The 14,572-nt window shown below is 36.9% G+C and carries 15 protein-coding genes and 1 riboswitch; of the genes, 4 read left to right on the top strand and 11 right to left on the bottom strand.

Annotated elements, in window-relative coordinates; all coding sequences use genetic code 11:
- Nucleotides 1-341: 341 nt before the first annotated feature.
- Nucleotides 342-1,148 carry a hypothetical protein gene (locus D569_RS0114375; RefSeq protein WP_018933137.1) on the bottom strand — a complete coding sequence of 269 codons (807 nt, stop codon included), beginning with the start codon at nt 1,146-1,148 and terminating at the stop codon, nt 342-344.
- A 299-nt stretch (nt 1,149-1,447) separates the two neighbouring features.
- Nucleotides 1,448-2,554, bottom strand: coding sequence for a PQQ-dependent sugar dehydrogenase (locus D569_RS0114380; RefSeq protein WP_018933138.1), 1,107 nt, complete (start codon nt 2,552-2,554; stop codon nt 1,448-1,450).
- Nucleotides 2,555-2,710: 156 nt separating this feature from the next.
- Between D569_RS0114380 and D569_RS0114385 the strand changes: the two genes are divergently transcribed.
- Nucleotides 2,711-3,523, top strand: coding sequence for an ATP-grasp domain-containing protein (locus D569_RS0114385; protein WP_018933139.1), 813 nt, complete (start codon nt 2,711-2,713; stop codon nt 3,521-3,523).
- 66 nt (nt 3,524-3,589) lie between these two features.
- Here D569_RS0114385 and D569_RS0114390 read toward each other — a convergent pair whose 3' ends face one another.
- From D569_RS0114390 to D569_RS24400, 6 genes are all read right to left on the bottom strand, one after another.
- Nucleotides 3,590-4,891 carry a nucleobase:cation symporter-2 family protein gene (locus tag D569_RS0114390; protein WP_018933140.1) on the bottom strand — a complete coding sequence of 434 codons (1,302 nt, stop codon included), beginning with the start codon at nt 4,889-4,891 and terminating at the stop codon, nt 3,590-3,592.
- Nucleotides 4,888-5,478, bottom strand: coding sequence for a xanthine phosphoribosyltransferase (locus D569_RS0114395; protein WP_018933141.1), 591 nt, complete (start codon nt 5,476-5,478; stop codon nt 4,888-4,890). Before D569_RS0114395 ends, D569_RS0114390 begins: the two co-directional genes overlap by 4 nt.
- A 118-nt stretch (nt 5,479-5,596) precedes the next feature.
- Nucleotides 5,597-5,698: riboswitch (purine riboswitch) on the bottom strand.
- A 105-nt stretch (nt 5,699-5,803) separates the two neighbouring features.
- A complete protein-coding gene (locus D569_RS23660; protein WP_169336445.1) occupies nt 5,804-6,133 on the bottom strand; it encodes a dihydrofolate reductase family protein in 330 nt (109 codons plus the stop codon).
- Between the two features lie 4 nt (nt 6,134-6,137).
- Complete coding sequence (locus D569_RS23665; protein ID WP_051084522.1) at nt 6,138-6,353, bottom strand: dihydrofolate reductase family protein; 216 nt, start codon at nt 6,351-6,353, stop codon at nt 6,138-6,140.
- A gap of 1 nt (nt 6,354) precedes the next feature.
- Nucleotides 6,355-6,912 carry a dihydrofolate reductase family protein gene (locus D569_RS0114405; protein ID WP_018933142.1) on the bottom strand — a complete coding sequence of 186 codons (558 nt, stop codon included), beginning with the start codon at nt 6,910-6,912 and terminating at the stop codon, nt 6,355-6,357.
- A gap of 111 nt (nt 6,913-7,023) precedes the next feature.
- The gene (locus tag D569_RS24400) at nt 7,024-7,173 is read right to left on the bottom strand and encodes a hypothetical protein (protein ID WP_018933143.1); all 150 of its coding nucleotides are present in this window, start codon (nt 7,171-7,173) and stop codon (nt 7,024-7,026) included.
- A 339-nt stretch (nt 7,174-7,512) separates the two neighbouring features.
- Between D569_RS24400 and D569_RS0114415 the strand changes: the two genes are divergently transcribed.
- The gene (locus tag D569_RS0114415) at nt 7,513-8,376 is read left to right on the top strand and encodes an AraC family transcriptional regulator (RefSeq protein ID WP_018933144.1); all 864 of its coding nucleotides are present in this window, start codon (nt 7,513-7,515) and stop codon (nt 8,374-8,376) included.
- A gap of 205 nt (nt 8,377-8,581) precedes the next feature.
- Here the strand turns inward: D569_RS0114415 and D569_RS24640 are convergent, their stop codons facing one another.
- From D569_RS24640 to D569_RS0114430, 3 genes are all read right to left on the bottom strand, one after another.
- Nucleotides 8,582-8,737 carry a hypothetical protein gene (locus tag D569_RS24640; protein ID WP_018933145.1) on the bottom strand — a complete coding sequence of 52 codons (156 nt, stop codon included), beginning with the start codon at nt 8,735-8,737 and terminating at the stop codon, nt 8,582-8,584.
- A 13-nt stretch (nt 8,738-8,750) separates the two neighbouring features.
- Nucleotides 8,751-9,635: a permease gene (locus D569_RS0114425; protein ID WP_018933146.1), complete on the bottom strand. Its 885-nt coding sequence runs from the start codon at nt 9,633-9,635 to the stop codon at nt 8,751-8,753.
- Nucleotides 9,636-9,710: 75 nt separating this feature from the next.
- Nucleotides 9,711-10,181: a MarR family winged helix-turn-helix transcriptional regulator gene (locus tag D569_RS0114430; RefSeq protein WP_018933147.1), complete on the bottom strand. Its 471-nt coding sequence runs from the start codon at nt 10,179-10,181 to the stop codon at nt 9,711-9,713.
- Nucleotides 10,182-10,741: 560 nt separating this feature from the next.
- Here D569_RS0114430 and D569_RS0114440 point away from each other — a divergent pair.
- A complete protein-coding gene (locus D569_RS0114440; protein ID WP_018933149.1) occupies nt 10,742-12,481 on the top strand; it encodes an ABC transporter ATP-binding protein in 1,740 nt (579 codons plus the stop codon).
- Nucleotides 12,482-12,483: 2 nt separating this feature from the next.
- Nucleotides 12,484-14,520 carry an ABC transporter ATP-binding protein gene (locus D569_RS0114445; RefSeq protein ID WP_018933150.1) on the top strand — a complete coding sequence of 679 codons (2,037 nt, stop codon included), beginning with the start codon at nt 12,484-12,486 and terminating at the stop codon, nt 14,518-14,520.
- Nucleotides 14,521-14,572 lie beyond the last annotated feature (52 nt).

Genomic DNA, 14,572 nt, shown 5'->3' on the forward strand with positions numbered 1-14,572 from the left:
GTAGATAAGTTAGTTATTATATGTTATTTTAATACTATACTGTTAAATAGTGGAATTGATATTATCTACAGCAATATAATCTATCGATGTTTAACGGTTTTGGTAGTGTTATTATTTTTTAGTTTAGCAATCGTTAAAAACACTATAGAAGATGATACTTTACCAATATCCATCATTTCCTCTATCATTTTTATCCTAGCTATATGGTTGATCATTTTGAAGAGGAAAATCCAAAGAATAGACAAATAAATGGACGATAGAGCGTCAGTGCATCCCCCGTTGCAAATAAGCTTGTCATGGGGGTATCTTGAATGGCATTCATAGATTGTCTTCCCTATCTATTATTTACTCCGATTCAAAAACATATATCCGATCATCGCCAGCAACAATATCTTTTGTTCACGAGAAATTCGATTGGAGATTTCCACCATATCGTTATCTATTTCTTTAAAAACTTCTGTGTACTCATGCGGAAATCTTCCATTATAGAAATAAGCCCAGCGTCGACCGTCCTGATCACGAATATCAAAATCACCATTTCCCCCACTCGCTTTTACTGGAAGGATCATTTGACCATCCTGATCCAATATTCTCCCTTTAATCTGCAATATACTTTTAAACTCTTCTTGTTCATATTGACCAATAAAACAATTCTTTTCGTCATACACATCTAACATTGTCTTTTTAAATCCTTTTCTCTTAAAGGTAAACAATTTCTCATCTTGATTAGAAAAATAACTTACGCTATAAGGTAGAAAAGAAAAAAGGGAACTCATCAATATAGCAATCGGATATTGCCACCATGACATGGAAGTGAATTTGTATGTACCTAAAAAACCACCTGTTTGCTCAAATACAAGTAGTTGCGTAATGAACGTTGCATCTTTTTTTAACACTACATGATCAATATCTTCTATCGTTCGCACAGATAAAGGAATATCTACATCTTTAACTTTTTGATATTTATATCTACTCATGAAAGCAATAACAATTAAGAAAATAAAAGGTATAAGCATTGAGCCAGCTTCCAACCACTCATCAGTATTTGATGGTGTTTCAACAATCAAGAGGCCTGCAAAAATCAACGTTATGATACCCAAAAAAATTATCGCTAATCTTTCTCTCCGTTTATACATGTTAGCAATCACTTCTAAATCCCCCTAAAAATAAACCAGTTGATCAATTACCATTTTATACTAATTTATCCTTTGTCCTCAAGTCAATTATTCTTTAGATAATGGACTATTTCCTCGGAAGGCGGGCACTTTTCCAGGGAAGCGACGCGCTTTTCCCCGGAAGAGACATACCTCCTCCGAGGATAATCTCTTCTCTTCCGGGGATAACGGACTATTTCCTCGGGAGCCGGGCACTTTTCCAGGGAAGAGACACTACTCCTACCGGGATAAATGGTAATTCTCATGAGGAGAAATGCTTGCTTCTCTCTTTTTTAATTCAAGTTCTCAAGTGGAACTTTATATAATATATCATCCGCTTCTTTCGAGTTACCACGCCCATCAGTATTATTTGTAATCACATATATGTTTTCTTCATCAATGAGTACATCTCTTACTCTACCAAGATCTGAAATTACTTCACTATATTCATCTGTTTCAAGATTAAATTCAAGTACTGCTGTTCCGCGCAATGCAGCTACATATAATCTCTCATCATAATAATCAATGCCAGACGGAGCCCATGTTGTATCTGCAGCTGAGGTAAATAATGGTGTGATCATTCCTTCTTGCTCTTGTTCACCTTCAATAATCGGCCAACCATAGTTCTCGCCAGCCTCTATTTGATTGACTTCATCATTTGCACTGTTGCCATGTTCACTTGCATATAAGGTGCCATCATCCGCCCATGTTAAGCCTTGTGGATTACGATGTCCATAGCTATATACATAAGAATCTTCAAACGGGTTATCTTCAGGTATCGAACCATCTAAGTTCATTCTTAGAATTTTTCCACCTAACGAGTCCACTTCCTGTGCGATTTCAGGGTCAGATGCATCTCCAGCTGTGGCATAAAGTTTATCATCAGGACCCATTTTTAACCTTCCACCATGATGGTAGGCACCACTTGGAATTTGATCTAGCAATACCTCTTCCTCCTTCCAAGTTTCACCGTTAAATTGAAGAGTCACAATTCTATTAAATTGCCCCTGTTCATCCTCATACGTGTAATAAGCATACGCCAAATGAGATTCAGAGAAATCTTGAACCAATACAAATCCTAACAGCCCTGCTTCTGCAGCAGTTGCAAGCTCTTTTTCAAGCTCTACATTTTGTCTTTCTACTTGTCCATTTTCTATCTTCACAATATCTCCTGGTCTTTCTGTCAGGTAAAAAGTATCATCTATTTTTTCGATCGCCCACGGAACATCGAGGTTTTCTGCAATGATTTCCTGTTCATCTGAACTGTCTAATTCATTTTTGTTCTCTAATTCAGCGGAGCTTCCTGGCTGCTCTTCCATTGAATTTGGTTGTCCATCTCCATTACAAGCCGTAACAAAAAATATAAAAAGCAACGAAAAACCGAGCACTTTTACTAGCATCATTTCACTCCTTCGAAAAATGTAGAGTTCTTATCCATTATGATAACTATATTAGTCTTTCGATGCCAAAATTTTGAATCAGCTAAAAAAAGTCTAGCTTTTCTCAAAAACCATGCTAATATTATATTGAAAAACTAAATATGGAGAAATGAAAAAATGAAACTAATTTCCTTTAACGCATTCCGAACGATTGGTATACCGGGAGTTCGCTATATCAAGCCGGAGCATATGTTTAATGAGATCGATATTATTAAAGAAGCAGATCTGATTCTGTTTCCTCAAAACTGGCAAGTACCTACTCTCGTTTATGGGTTAAAAAAGCAAATTTTCCCTAGTATTGAAACGGTACAGATTGGTGCAAATAAAATTGAAATGACGCGTGCCTTATGGGCAGTTGCAAAGGAACATGTTCCTTACACCGAAATTTTGGCAAGTACAGATAGTAACATCGCAAATGTATTAGAGACTTTTCCCTTCCCTTTTGTTGTTAAAGAAGCGAAAAACTCAATGGGTAAAGGTGTTTTCCTAATAGAACATGATAGACAATTTATCGATTATGCCCGTAATAATGACGTACTCTATGTTCAGGAATATTTGCCAAACGCTGGGAAGGATTTGCGTGTTTGTATCGTCGGTGATCAAATTTATGATGCTTATTGGCGGATTGGACAAGAAGGAGAATTTCTACACAACGTCGCAAAAGGTGGAGAAGTTAGTCATCAATTGATACCTGGGGATGCTCTGGACTTAGTCTTAAAGATTGCCAAACTATTAAATATAAATCACGCAGGATTTGATATACTAGTAAGTGAAGGCAAATATTACATTTTGGAGTTTAATGTGTTATTTGGTAATCAAGGGCTCAAGACGCATAACAAGACAGTTGCCCAAACCATTTATCATTATATATCCCAAAATTTTGTCCCACCACATCCCACTTCCCCTTCATCTGGGAAAGTAATTTCTTAGTAATAAGATGATTAGCACGGTGATAAATGTATCAAAAGCCAGCATTTCTTGTATGCTGGCTTTTCATTACGCTGCTTTTTCTGAATCTGTCATGTTCGATTGATCTTTCTTTCTAAAATTAAAAATAACATTTAAGCAAATTGCGGTTAAGCTTCCGATTACAATGCCACTTTCTGTTAGGATTTTAAGACTTTCAGGTAATCCCGCAAAAATCTCCGGAACAACCGTTACTCCAAGTCCCATTCCTACTGAGCATGCAACAATCAATAAATTTTCTTGTGATGAGAAATCGACATTACTCAACATTTTAATTCCGTAAGCAATGACCATACCAAACATCGCCACCATTGCTCCACCTAATACCGCATTTGGAATAACCAACGTTAAAGCTCCAATTTTTGGTACAAGACCAAGTAAAATTAACATCACTCCAGCTGTATAAATCACATTATTAGTTCGGACCCCAGATAATTGAATCAACCCAACATTTTGCGAGAAAGTTGTATACGGAAAAGAGTTGAATAAACCACCAAAGATAATCGCTACACCTTCTGCTCGATAACCTTTCTCCAAATCTTTATCTTCTAGCTTTTTGTCACAAATATCTCCTAGTGCAAAATATACTCCTGTTGATTCAACAAGACTGACAATTGCCACGAGTGTCATCGTCAAAATAGGTGTTAAATGAAATTCAGGTGTTCCAAAATGAAATGGTGTCGGCAAATGCAGCCATGTACTCTCCGCTACTGGACTTAAATCAACCATCCCCATAAAAAAGGCTGTAACTGTTCCTAATAAAATTCCAAGTAATATAGCAATTGCTTGAACAAACCCCTTCCCAAAACGGAAGATTAATAAGATCACTATTATTGTTCCAAAACCTAATGCTAGATTGGTGAAGCTGCCAAAGTCAGCACTTCCTTCCCCTCCTGCTAAATCATTCATGGCTACCGGAATTAACGTAATCCCAATTATCGTAACAACTGATCCGGTAACGACTGGCGGAAAGAACTTAATCAGTTTACTAAAGAATTTCGCAATTAATACGACGATTAGACCGGATACGAGAATTGATCCATAAACGGATGTGATACCATAATTATTCCCAATCGCAATGATCGGACCAACTGCTGTGAAGGTACAGCCTAACACAACAGGTAAGCCTATCCCTGTGAATCTATTCTTCCAAACCTGCAAGATACTTGCAACCCCACACATTAATATATCAATCGAAATCAAGTACGTGAGCTGTTCATTTGTAAGGCCAATACTAGCTCCGACAATCAAGGGAACAATCACTGCTCCCGCATACATCGCTAACACATGCTGTAAACCTAAAGATGCCATTTTACCTTTTGTTAAGTTCATTGTGCATACTCCTTCTCGCTGATAAATTCAATCGTTTCATTTTCTAAAGATTTTATCCGAGCTAACGACTCGATCTGATAACCTTTGCTGCGTAAAATTTCGCCGCCATCTTGAAATGCCTTTTCAATAACTATGCCAATACCTGACACATGTGCATTCGTTTTTTCTACTATGTCGATCAGAGCTAATGCTGCTTGTCCATTGGCAAGAAAATCATCAATGATTAATACATGATCGTCCTCGCTAAGAAATTTTTCTGCAATTGAAATTTCATTTGTTTCTTGTTTGGTATAGGAATACACCGTAGAAGTGAGTAATCCATCCTTTAATGTTAAAGATTTTTTCTTACGAGCAAAAACAACAGGAACATCTAAGATTAAACCTGCCATGACGGCAGGGGCAATACCAGAAGATTCTAGTGTAACGATTTTGGTAATCTTTTTATTTTCAAATCGTTTCACAAATTCTTTGCCAATCTCATGCATTAATTGTGGATCTATTTGATGATTAAGAAATTTATCCACTTTTAACACAGTATCAGAAAGTGCTATTCCTTCTTCGATTATTTTCTGTTGTAGTTTTTCCATGATCGCCACCCCTTTTTAAAAAATAAACCAATAAAAAACCCAAAGATCGATACTCACCATATGAGATGAGCAATGATCTTTGGGTATTGTTCGTTATTGGTAAAAATATGAATTACCATAACGTCCATTGCTCACTCATAGTCAGATCATTTACGGTAATCTGGTAGAAACTTGTAGGCCGTATCCCTACGATTATATGAGTGAATATTATTAAATTATTATTTCTACATTGTAACATGTTATCATTTGTTTTCAAGATGTTTTTCAATTTTTATTCTACAAATCACGAATTATTTTCAATCAATTTATAAAAACATTCGTTATTTCACTTATGATAACGTAACAACACATTACCTGACTGGAACACTTTGCTATTTAGGAACTGTAATGTTATGGTATGGTTTAATCCGCTCCATAACCGCTTACCATCTGCTAATGCAGCAGGATTAACGATCAAATGGTACTCATCAACAAGTCCATACTCGCTTAAAGCTGACACCAAATCTGAGCTACCCAACACTAACATATTCTTTCCATTTTGTTGCTTAAGATGCCTCAGCTGTTTTTCTAATTCATCGCCATTCATCAAGGTGGTATTTTGCCAGGTTACCTGATCTAATGTATTAGAAAAAACGATTTTATCATACTGATTCATTCGTTCAGCTGTCTCTGGAAACATAAGCAACGGGAGTTTGCCAAAAAGCTTCCATATGCTGAAAGGTTACTCTACCAAATAATAATGTATCCACTGTGCTGAAGAGCTCATCATTATATTGATCATATTCATCATCCACTACGTGCCAATCTAACGCGTGATCAGGTCCTTCGACCAAACCATTGACTGTTACCATCATCTGACTTATAACGTTCCTCATTCTATTCTTCGCCTTTTCGGTATCGTAGTAACACGATTCCAGATGCAAAGGATCGAGCTTCCGCTAATTGTAATGTTAATTGCTTGTGAAACATCGGTTTACCACCGCCAAGAGTGACAGGATGGACATATAGCCAATATTCATCGATTACATCTAATCCCATCAAGGTCTGTGCTATTATTGCCCCTCCAAGAGACAAATCTTTACCCGGCATATCCTTTTCTTTCTCGATTTCCTCTTGTATGTTATTTTTTACTATTCTACTGTTCCATTCCACTTCAGCTAATGTTCTGGAGAAAACGACCTTTTTCCTATCCACCCACATATGTGCCCATTCTTTATCTTGGGAACTGCTTTCAGGATCATTCAACACATAAGGCCAATGACCAGCCATATTTTCATATGTTTTTCTACCATATAGGTGTGTATCAACCATTTTTTCCTGGTCGATAATATATTGAAACACTTCCTCGTCTGGCTTGCTCCAATCAATACTTCCGTTCTGGTCTTCGATATAACCGTCAACTGACACCATTTGGGAATAGATAACTTGCCTCATTAAAAGTCTCCTTCTCTTTTTTTCTTCTATTTTAGCAATCTACAAAATCAATATTTCTTAAGAATTGCTGGAATATGTCATAGAAACTTTGGCACACAAAAACACCAAAGATTACTGATAACCTTTGGCGGTTGGGTTATTCCCTTCTATCTCTGATATTTCTTTCCAAATAAGAGCCATTGAAGAACGATAAGTTTCGTTCATTTTATACGTATAAACTAGCCTCGGTTCTTCCTTGATTTCTTTCTTTATAAGCTCCATTTCATACAAATCCTTCAATTTTGTAGAAAGTATTCTAGGTGATGGCTTGCCTAGCAGTTCTAATATAGATTGAAAGCGATCATATTGATGTAAAAAAGGTAGTAAATAAATAAAGGTGAATTTCCCCAATTTTTTCCGTAAATCATTTACTAATAGCTTTATTTTAATATAATGAACGATATAAAGTGAGATGATAACCTCCCACTCCTCACCAAGAAAAGCATAATTAGAGTATTTATGCTAGTCGAACCACAACATCGAACCGGTCCTATAAAAGCACAAAATGACAGGTTTTTGTCAGCAGAAACCTTTAATATAATAACCAAGGAGTTGAGCGATATGGCAATGGTCGAATCATTACAAAAGGCAATAGACTATATGGAGGAACATTTACTGGATAACATTACGATTCAGGATATTGCAAACCAAGCACACCTTTCTCCCTATCATTTTCAAAGAATATTTCTTATTCTTACCGAGGTTACCGTTGGAGAATATCTGCGCAGACGGCGGTTAACTTTATCGGCACAGGAATTAATGAGTACAGATTTCAAAATAATCGACCTTGCCCTTAAATATGGCTACGACACTCCTGAAGCTTTCTCAAAAGCCTTTCGCAAGCAGCATGGTATCTCACCAAGAGAAGCACGAAAGGGACTGACGGGGCTTCAATCCTATAATCGCCTGCAAATTCAGGTACAATTGAAAGGAGTAGAATCGATGAAGTATCGAATTGTGGAAAGAGAAGAATTTAAAGTTGTTGGTGTAAAAAAAGATGTTCCTTGTTCTAACGAGAGCTTACCCCAAGCGAATATCATCCCTCAGTTTTGGGCTGAGTCTTCGCAAAATGGTACTATCCAAAAGCTGGCTTCGTTGATAAATGGAGAAATAAAAGGATTATTAGGGGTCACTACTGATTATGACAACTCTAACCAACAAATAGAATATTGGATTGGTGTAGAGACAAGCAGTCAAACACCTTCCCCTTATTCCGAAACAGTAATTCCTGCAGCAAAATGGGTGGTATTTGAAGTAAATGGACCGGTACAAACTGAGATGCCAAAAGCGTGGAAACAAATTTATGGAGAATGGTTCCCATCAAACGGCTATGAGCCACAGGACATCCCACCCTTAGAAGTTTATTTAGATGATGACCCTAGCCAACCAGACTCCTCGAATGAAATATGGGTGGCAATTAAATAATAGTACAAAAACAAGGCTGAGTTTTACTTCAAGGTAAAAAATCCAGCCTTGTAACTTTTGATAACCTTTTAGTGTAGTGAAAAACTGTCGGTCATAACCGAAAACTTCATGAATGCTGCATAGCTCAAGTATGAACAGATTGGCTAAAGAACGGAACGCCTACCATTAATAAAGGCTATAATGGTAGGCTTTAGAATTCTTTGTACTAACAACAATTTTGATTTTCTGACTTCGCATCGTCATTATTCTGTTCTTTCTGCTCTTCATCTTGATTAGGTTGAACTTCTTCAATCTCTACACTGCAGCAAGAATCACCTTTAGATGTAGAAAAAATATTTTTAAATCCTATTTTTATAGCCATGTTATCACCTCCTTCAAAGAATGAATTGAATCATAAATCCAGTTAAAACAGCGACAAACAAGATAGAAAGTATAAATGCGATCACCAGCTTACGTTTGAATAATTTACTCAGTAAAACGACCTCTGGCAAGCTTGCACCTGCTCCACCGATAAGTAGTGCAATAACAGCCCCTACTCCCATTCCTTTCGTAATTAATGCATCTCCTATCGGCAACATAACTTCAGCACGAATATACATAGGAATTCCAATAACAGAGGCAATTGGTATTGTCCATGGTTTATCACTGCCAGCTATCTGGATAATCAACGATTCTGGCACAAAATTATAAATAAATGCACCAATAAATACCCCTAACACAAGAAAAGGTAGTACAGGAACAAAAAAGGACCAAACATCCTGTAGTGCCAGCTTCCACTTAGGAATAGCTGGTTGATTCTCTGTCGATTTTTTTCTCCTAACCTGAACATCTTTAACATAAATATGAAACCCTGATTTCTCCCAAACAAAGCCAATGATCATCGCAAAAACCCAAACAATGACGAAATAAAAGACGGTTATTTTCCATCCTAAAAAGGTAACTAATAAAATAATCATGACTGGGTTTAATAAGGGAGATGCTACCAAAAACGACATCGATGGTCCAAATGGCGCCTTAGAAGATAACAACCCCGCTAATATCGGAATCGTCGAACAAGAACAAAAAGGGGTTAAAGCACCTAAACCCGTACCGTACAGATAGCCACTCCATTTATTTGGCCGATGAAGAATTTGCTTAATTTGTTCTTCTGTTACTTTTTGTTGAATCAAGCTAACAATAAAACTGATAACGATAAATAGTAATGTCAATTCAATAAATAAAATGGCGAATTGTTGAAGAAATGATACTACATTAGACATGTGCTCTCCTCCTATTATCAGCAAAATACAACTATTGTATTTTGCAACTATTATCTATTTTATATCCTCCATCCTTTAAAATGGAGGATAACAACATATATCACTCTTTCGCATAATTTCCGTTAAATCTTTTATTTCTGTTCTCATGCTTGTCATCTTGTCTTCGGGTAAATCTTTAAACATATCCATAATGCTTGTCGTCATCATTTCCGTAATCTCTTCCTCCAGCTTCTTCCCTTTTTCCGATAATTCCAATGTGACATAACGTCTGTCTTCAGGGTGTGGCAAGCGGACTACATATTCTTTTTCCACCAATCCATGAACATGACGGCTGGTTGTGCTATTGTCCAAACAAAGTCTTTGAGCAAGTTGATTTAATGTCATATGATACCCTTGCTTTATTTCATATAGAATATGACTTTGAATGGTTGTCACTCCGCAACATTGGGAGCTTTCTTTTTGTAATAATCCGAACTGTCGTGAAAGAACCACAAACAAATGGCGCATTTCCTGCATATTTTGTGTTTTGTTACTATTTTTATCCATTTTCATCACCTAATTGTAGTATATGATAATTAGTTGTATTTTGCAACTATTAAATTTCACCTTATTAAGTTTTCTTAAAATTGAAAATATTTCCGTAAATTGTATTGACGTTATAATTTTTTGAATATATAATAATTGAGCATTGAAAAAATTTACAGTAAAAGGAGGTCCGGCAAAATGAATCGCATACATCGTCATATGAACCTTGTTATCTTACAACAATTGAATATTGATATTGCCGTGACTTCCTCTAACCGAAAAACAACTAGCATGTAACCGTTTATTATCATAATTCCATAATAGCGGGAGAATCACGGATTCGTTCGTGATCTTTTTTGTTGCCATTATTGTAAGATGGCCTCATTACTTGCTATAAGTGTAACTTTTTAGCGTATACGTCATGAACGTATACGCTTTTTTTATTCAATGCAAATAGAAAATAAGGAGGAAAAAAGATGATACAAACGTTGGCTCACCTATTTACAAGCGAAAGAAAAAGGAAAGACGGCGGATAGTAACACCAGATAAATGAAACGTTTCCGCTGAAAGGAGATAGATAAATGTTTTCTGTGTTTAACAAATTATCATGGTTCTTTAAAGAACATCGGATACGGTATTCAGTTGCGATTACTGCACTGATCATCGTCAGTTTTATTGATTTAATCCCTCCCAAACTAGTAGGGATGACAATTGATGCGATTCAATACAATCAACTAACCGCAGCAAGATTAACTGAAATAATCATGATTTTTACCGGTTTGATTATTATTAGTTATGCAATTATGTTTCTTTGGGATTACAACCTATTTGGTGGATCCTTATTGTTAGAAAGAAAAATGCGCTCCCATTTAATGAGCCATTTTCTTAAGATGAGTCCTAGATTTTATAGTAAAAATCGAACGGGTGACTTAATGGCTCGCTCTACCAATGATTTAAAAGCTATTATGATGACAGCAGGTTTCGGTATTCTTACGTTGGTCGACTCTACTGTATTCATGTTATTCATTATTCTCATGATGGGGTTTACTATCAGTTGGCCATTAACCCTTGCAGCCTTGATCCCTATGCCGATTATGGCATTTATTGTGCATAAGTATGGAAAGGTTATTCATACTCGTTTTACGGAAGCACAATCTGCTTTTAGTGAACTGAACAACTATACGCTAGAATCTGCCAGAGGTGTTCGAGTGATTCGTGCTTTTGTTCAAGAAAAACAAGATTTCGACCGATTTTCCAATATGACAGAAAAAGTGTTTCAAAAAAATAAAGCAGTTGCCAAAATGGAAGCATTTTTTGAACCTAGTATCAATATATTAGTCGGAATTTCTTATACGATTGGCTTAGGTTATGGAGCATTAATGGTTTTTGAAAATAGAATTTCACTAGGAGACCTAGTTTCTTTTAACGTATATTTAGGAATGCTAATTTGGCCAATGTTCGCGATTGGAGAATTAATTAATGTCATGCAACGTGGTAATGCCTCGATTGACCGAGTTGATAAAGTACTCAGCCAACAACCAGATGTGCAGAACCCAGCAAAACCTGCGTATGTTGCAGTGCCTGAGGTGATTGATTTTAACCATGTTTCCTTCTCTTATCCTGAAGCGGTCGGGAAACAATTAGATAGTATCGATCTCACCATTCACCGCGGAGAAACTATCGGTATTGTCGGTAAAACTGGTTCAGGGAAAACGACGCTTTTTAAACAATTGTTAAGAGAATACGTACCACCCAATGGAAAGCTTACCATTAACGATGTTCCCATCGAATGTTTTACACTCGATACTACCCGAAGTTGGATCGGATATGTACCACAGGAGCACGTTCTTTTCTCAAAAACAGTAAAAGAAAATCTATTATTCGGTTGCGGGGAAAAATCGGTCGAGGATATTCATCACATTTTAGAATCGGCTTCTTTAAAAGAGGATATTGAAGCTCTTCCTAAAGGGTTAGAAACACTAGTTGGTGAAAGTGGCGTAACCTTATCAGGTGGTCAAAAGCAACGCGTTTCCTTAGCCAGAGCATTGCTTATGGACCCTGAAATTTTAATTTTAGATGATTCACTATCCGCTGTAGATGGCAAAACTGAAGCAAATATCATCAGCCATCTCAGAAAAGAACGCCAAGGGAAAACAACCTTAATTGCTGCCCACAGACTTTCTGCTGTTAAACATGCAGACCAAATTATCGTCCTTGAGGATGGAAAGATCACTGAGCGTGGTACACATGAACAATTAATGAAGCAAAATGGCTGGTATAGAGAACAGTTTAACATTCAGCAAATGAAAAGTGAGGTGTAGACATGAAACCTTCAACCGAAAAAAGGCTATTTCAATATGCACTGACTAGCAAGAAATACATTCTAATCGGTTTAGTTTGTTTGATTATTGCAGTTGGATTAGAGCTTACTGGACCTTTTATCGCCAAAAGAGTCATAGATAATCATATTGTCGGCATTCAGACTAACTGGACACAAGTGGAAGAGCAACATGATACAGACACTATCCGTTTCAATGGTATGTTCCTGAAACGAGCAGATCGCCTAACCGATCAAGATCAAATGGTCAGTCAGCATACCCTTTTACAATCAGGGAAAAATTTTCATTTAGTGAATCAAGAAGTTCCACCGAACAGTTCGGTTCAATCTGCCAATGATGATAAGATCACGATTAGTTATAACAATACGACAGAACAAATAAATGGTATAAAGCTCAATGTGAGTGACCTGTATACGTTCTTCCAGCCTGAAATCAGCCCAATCGTTCTGTTACTTGGATTGTATTTAGGGCTAATCCTAATTGCTTCTATCTTTCAATATTTTAAAACATATTTATTACAAGTATCAGCCAACAAAATTATTCAACGAATGCGCAATGATGTCTTTCAACGAGTCGAAGAACTGCCAATGAATTATTTTGTCAAAAGACCAGCAGGAAAGATTGTAGCAAGAGTTACCAATGACACAGAAGCAATCAAAGAGTTATATGTCAAGGTGCTTGAAACCTTTGTAAATGGATTTGTATATATGACAGGGATATTTGTTGCCCTCTTCTTATTAAATGCGTCATTAGCGACTATTTGTTTAATTGTGATACCGATTTTGTTTGTATGGATGAAATTATTTAAAAAATACGCTGGCAAATATAATCGCGTTATCCGCTCTACCAATAGTGAGATTAATGCCTCCATCAACGAATCCATTCAAGGAATGCCGATTATTCAAGCATTTCGAAGAACAAACGAAACACAAGGTGAATTTGAACAATTAAATACGCGTCACTATGTTTATCAAAAGAAAATGATTGTTCTCTCCGCCTTAACCTCTTTCAATCTCGTTAATGCCTTACGTGGCATTGCTTTTGTCGCTTTTATTTGGTTCTTTGGTTCTAATGCATTATCTGGGGGAAGTTTAATAACAGCAGGGGTTTTATATGCATTCGTCGATTATCTTACCCGCTTGTTTGAACCAATGACACAAATCGTCAACCAACTTCCACAGTTAGAACAAGCGAGAGTGGCTGGTGCGCGAGTGTTTGAATTGTTAGATGAAAAAGGTGAGAAGATCGAACAGCTGGAGATGAATAGAATTAAAGGTGACATCCTTTTTGACAATGTTAGCTTTGCTTATGAAAAAGACGACTATATTTTAAAAAATGTCAACTTTCATGTAAAACCAGGCGAAACGGTAGCGTTTGTCGGACATACCGGTTCAGGTAAAAGTTCGATTATGAATTTATTGTTTCGCTTCTATGACCCACAAAAAGGTTCGATCAAAATCGATGGCATGGAGACATCAACCTTGACTCGCCAACAGGTTCGCCATCATATCGGAATTGTACTACAGGACCCGTTTATCTTCACGGGAACGGTACTGTCGAACATCACATTAAATAATCCAGCGATAACTAGAGAGAAAGCAATTGCTGCCCTAAAAGCAGTAGGTGCTGATCAATTTATTGAAAGGTTACCAAACCAATATGATGAACCAGTCGGGGAAAATGGCAGTGAATTCTCTACCGGACAGCGACAGTTGCTATCATTCGCTAGAGCACTAGCATTCGACCCTGCTATTCTAATTCTAGATGAAGCTACTGCCAATATCGATACCGAAACAGAAGGATTAATTCAAGAAGCAATGAAAGTCCTCGCCAAAGGTCGAACAATGCTCATCATTGCTCACCGTTTATCAACGATTCAACATGCTGATGAGATCATCGTCCTAGAACGAGGTCAAATAATTGAAAAAGGAACACACCGAGAATTATTGCAACAACGAGGGAACTATTATCAGATGTATAAGATGCAACAAGGAACAAGTAACAAAATTCCAGCAGTTTAATTCGGCAAGACATTTAAAACCTAAAGAATGCCCCGCTACCTATTAGCGGGGC

This window comes from Gracilibacillus lacisalsi DSM 19029, assembly GCF_000377765.1.
Classification (GTDB): Bacteria; Bacillota; Bacilli; order Bacillales; family Amphibacillaceae; genus Gracilibacillus; species Gracilibacillus lacisalsi.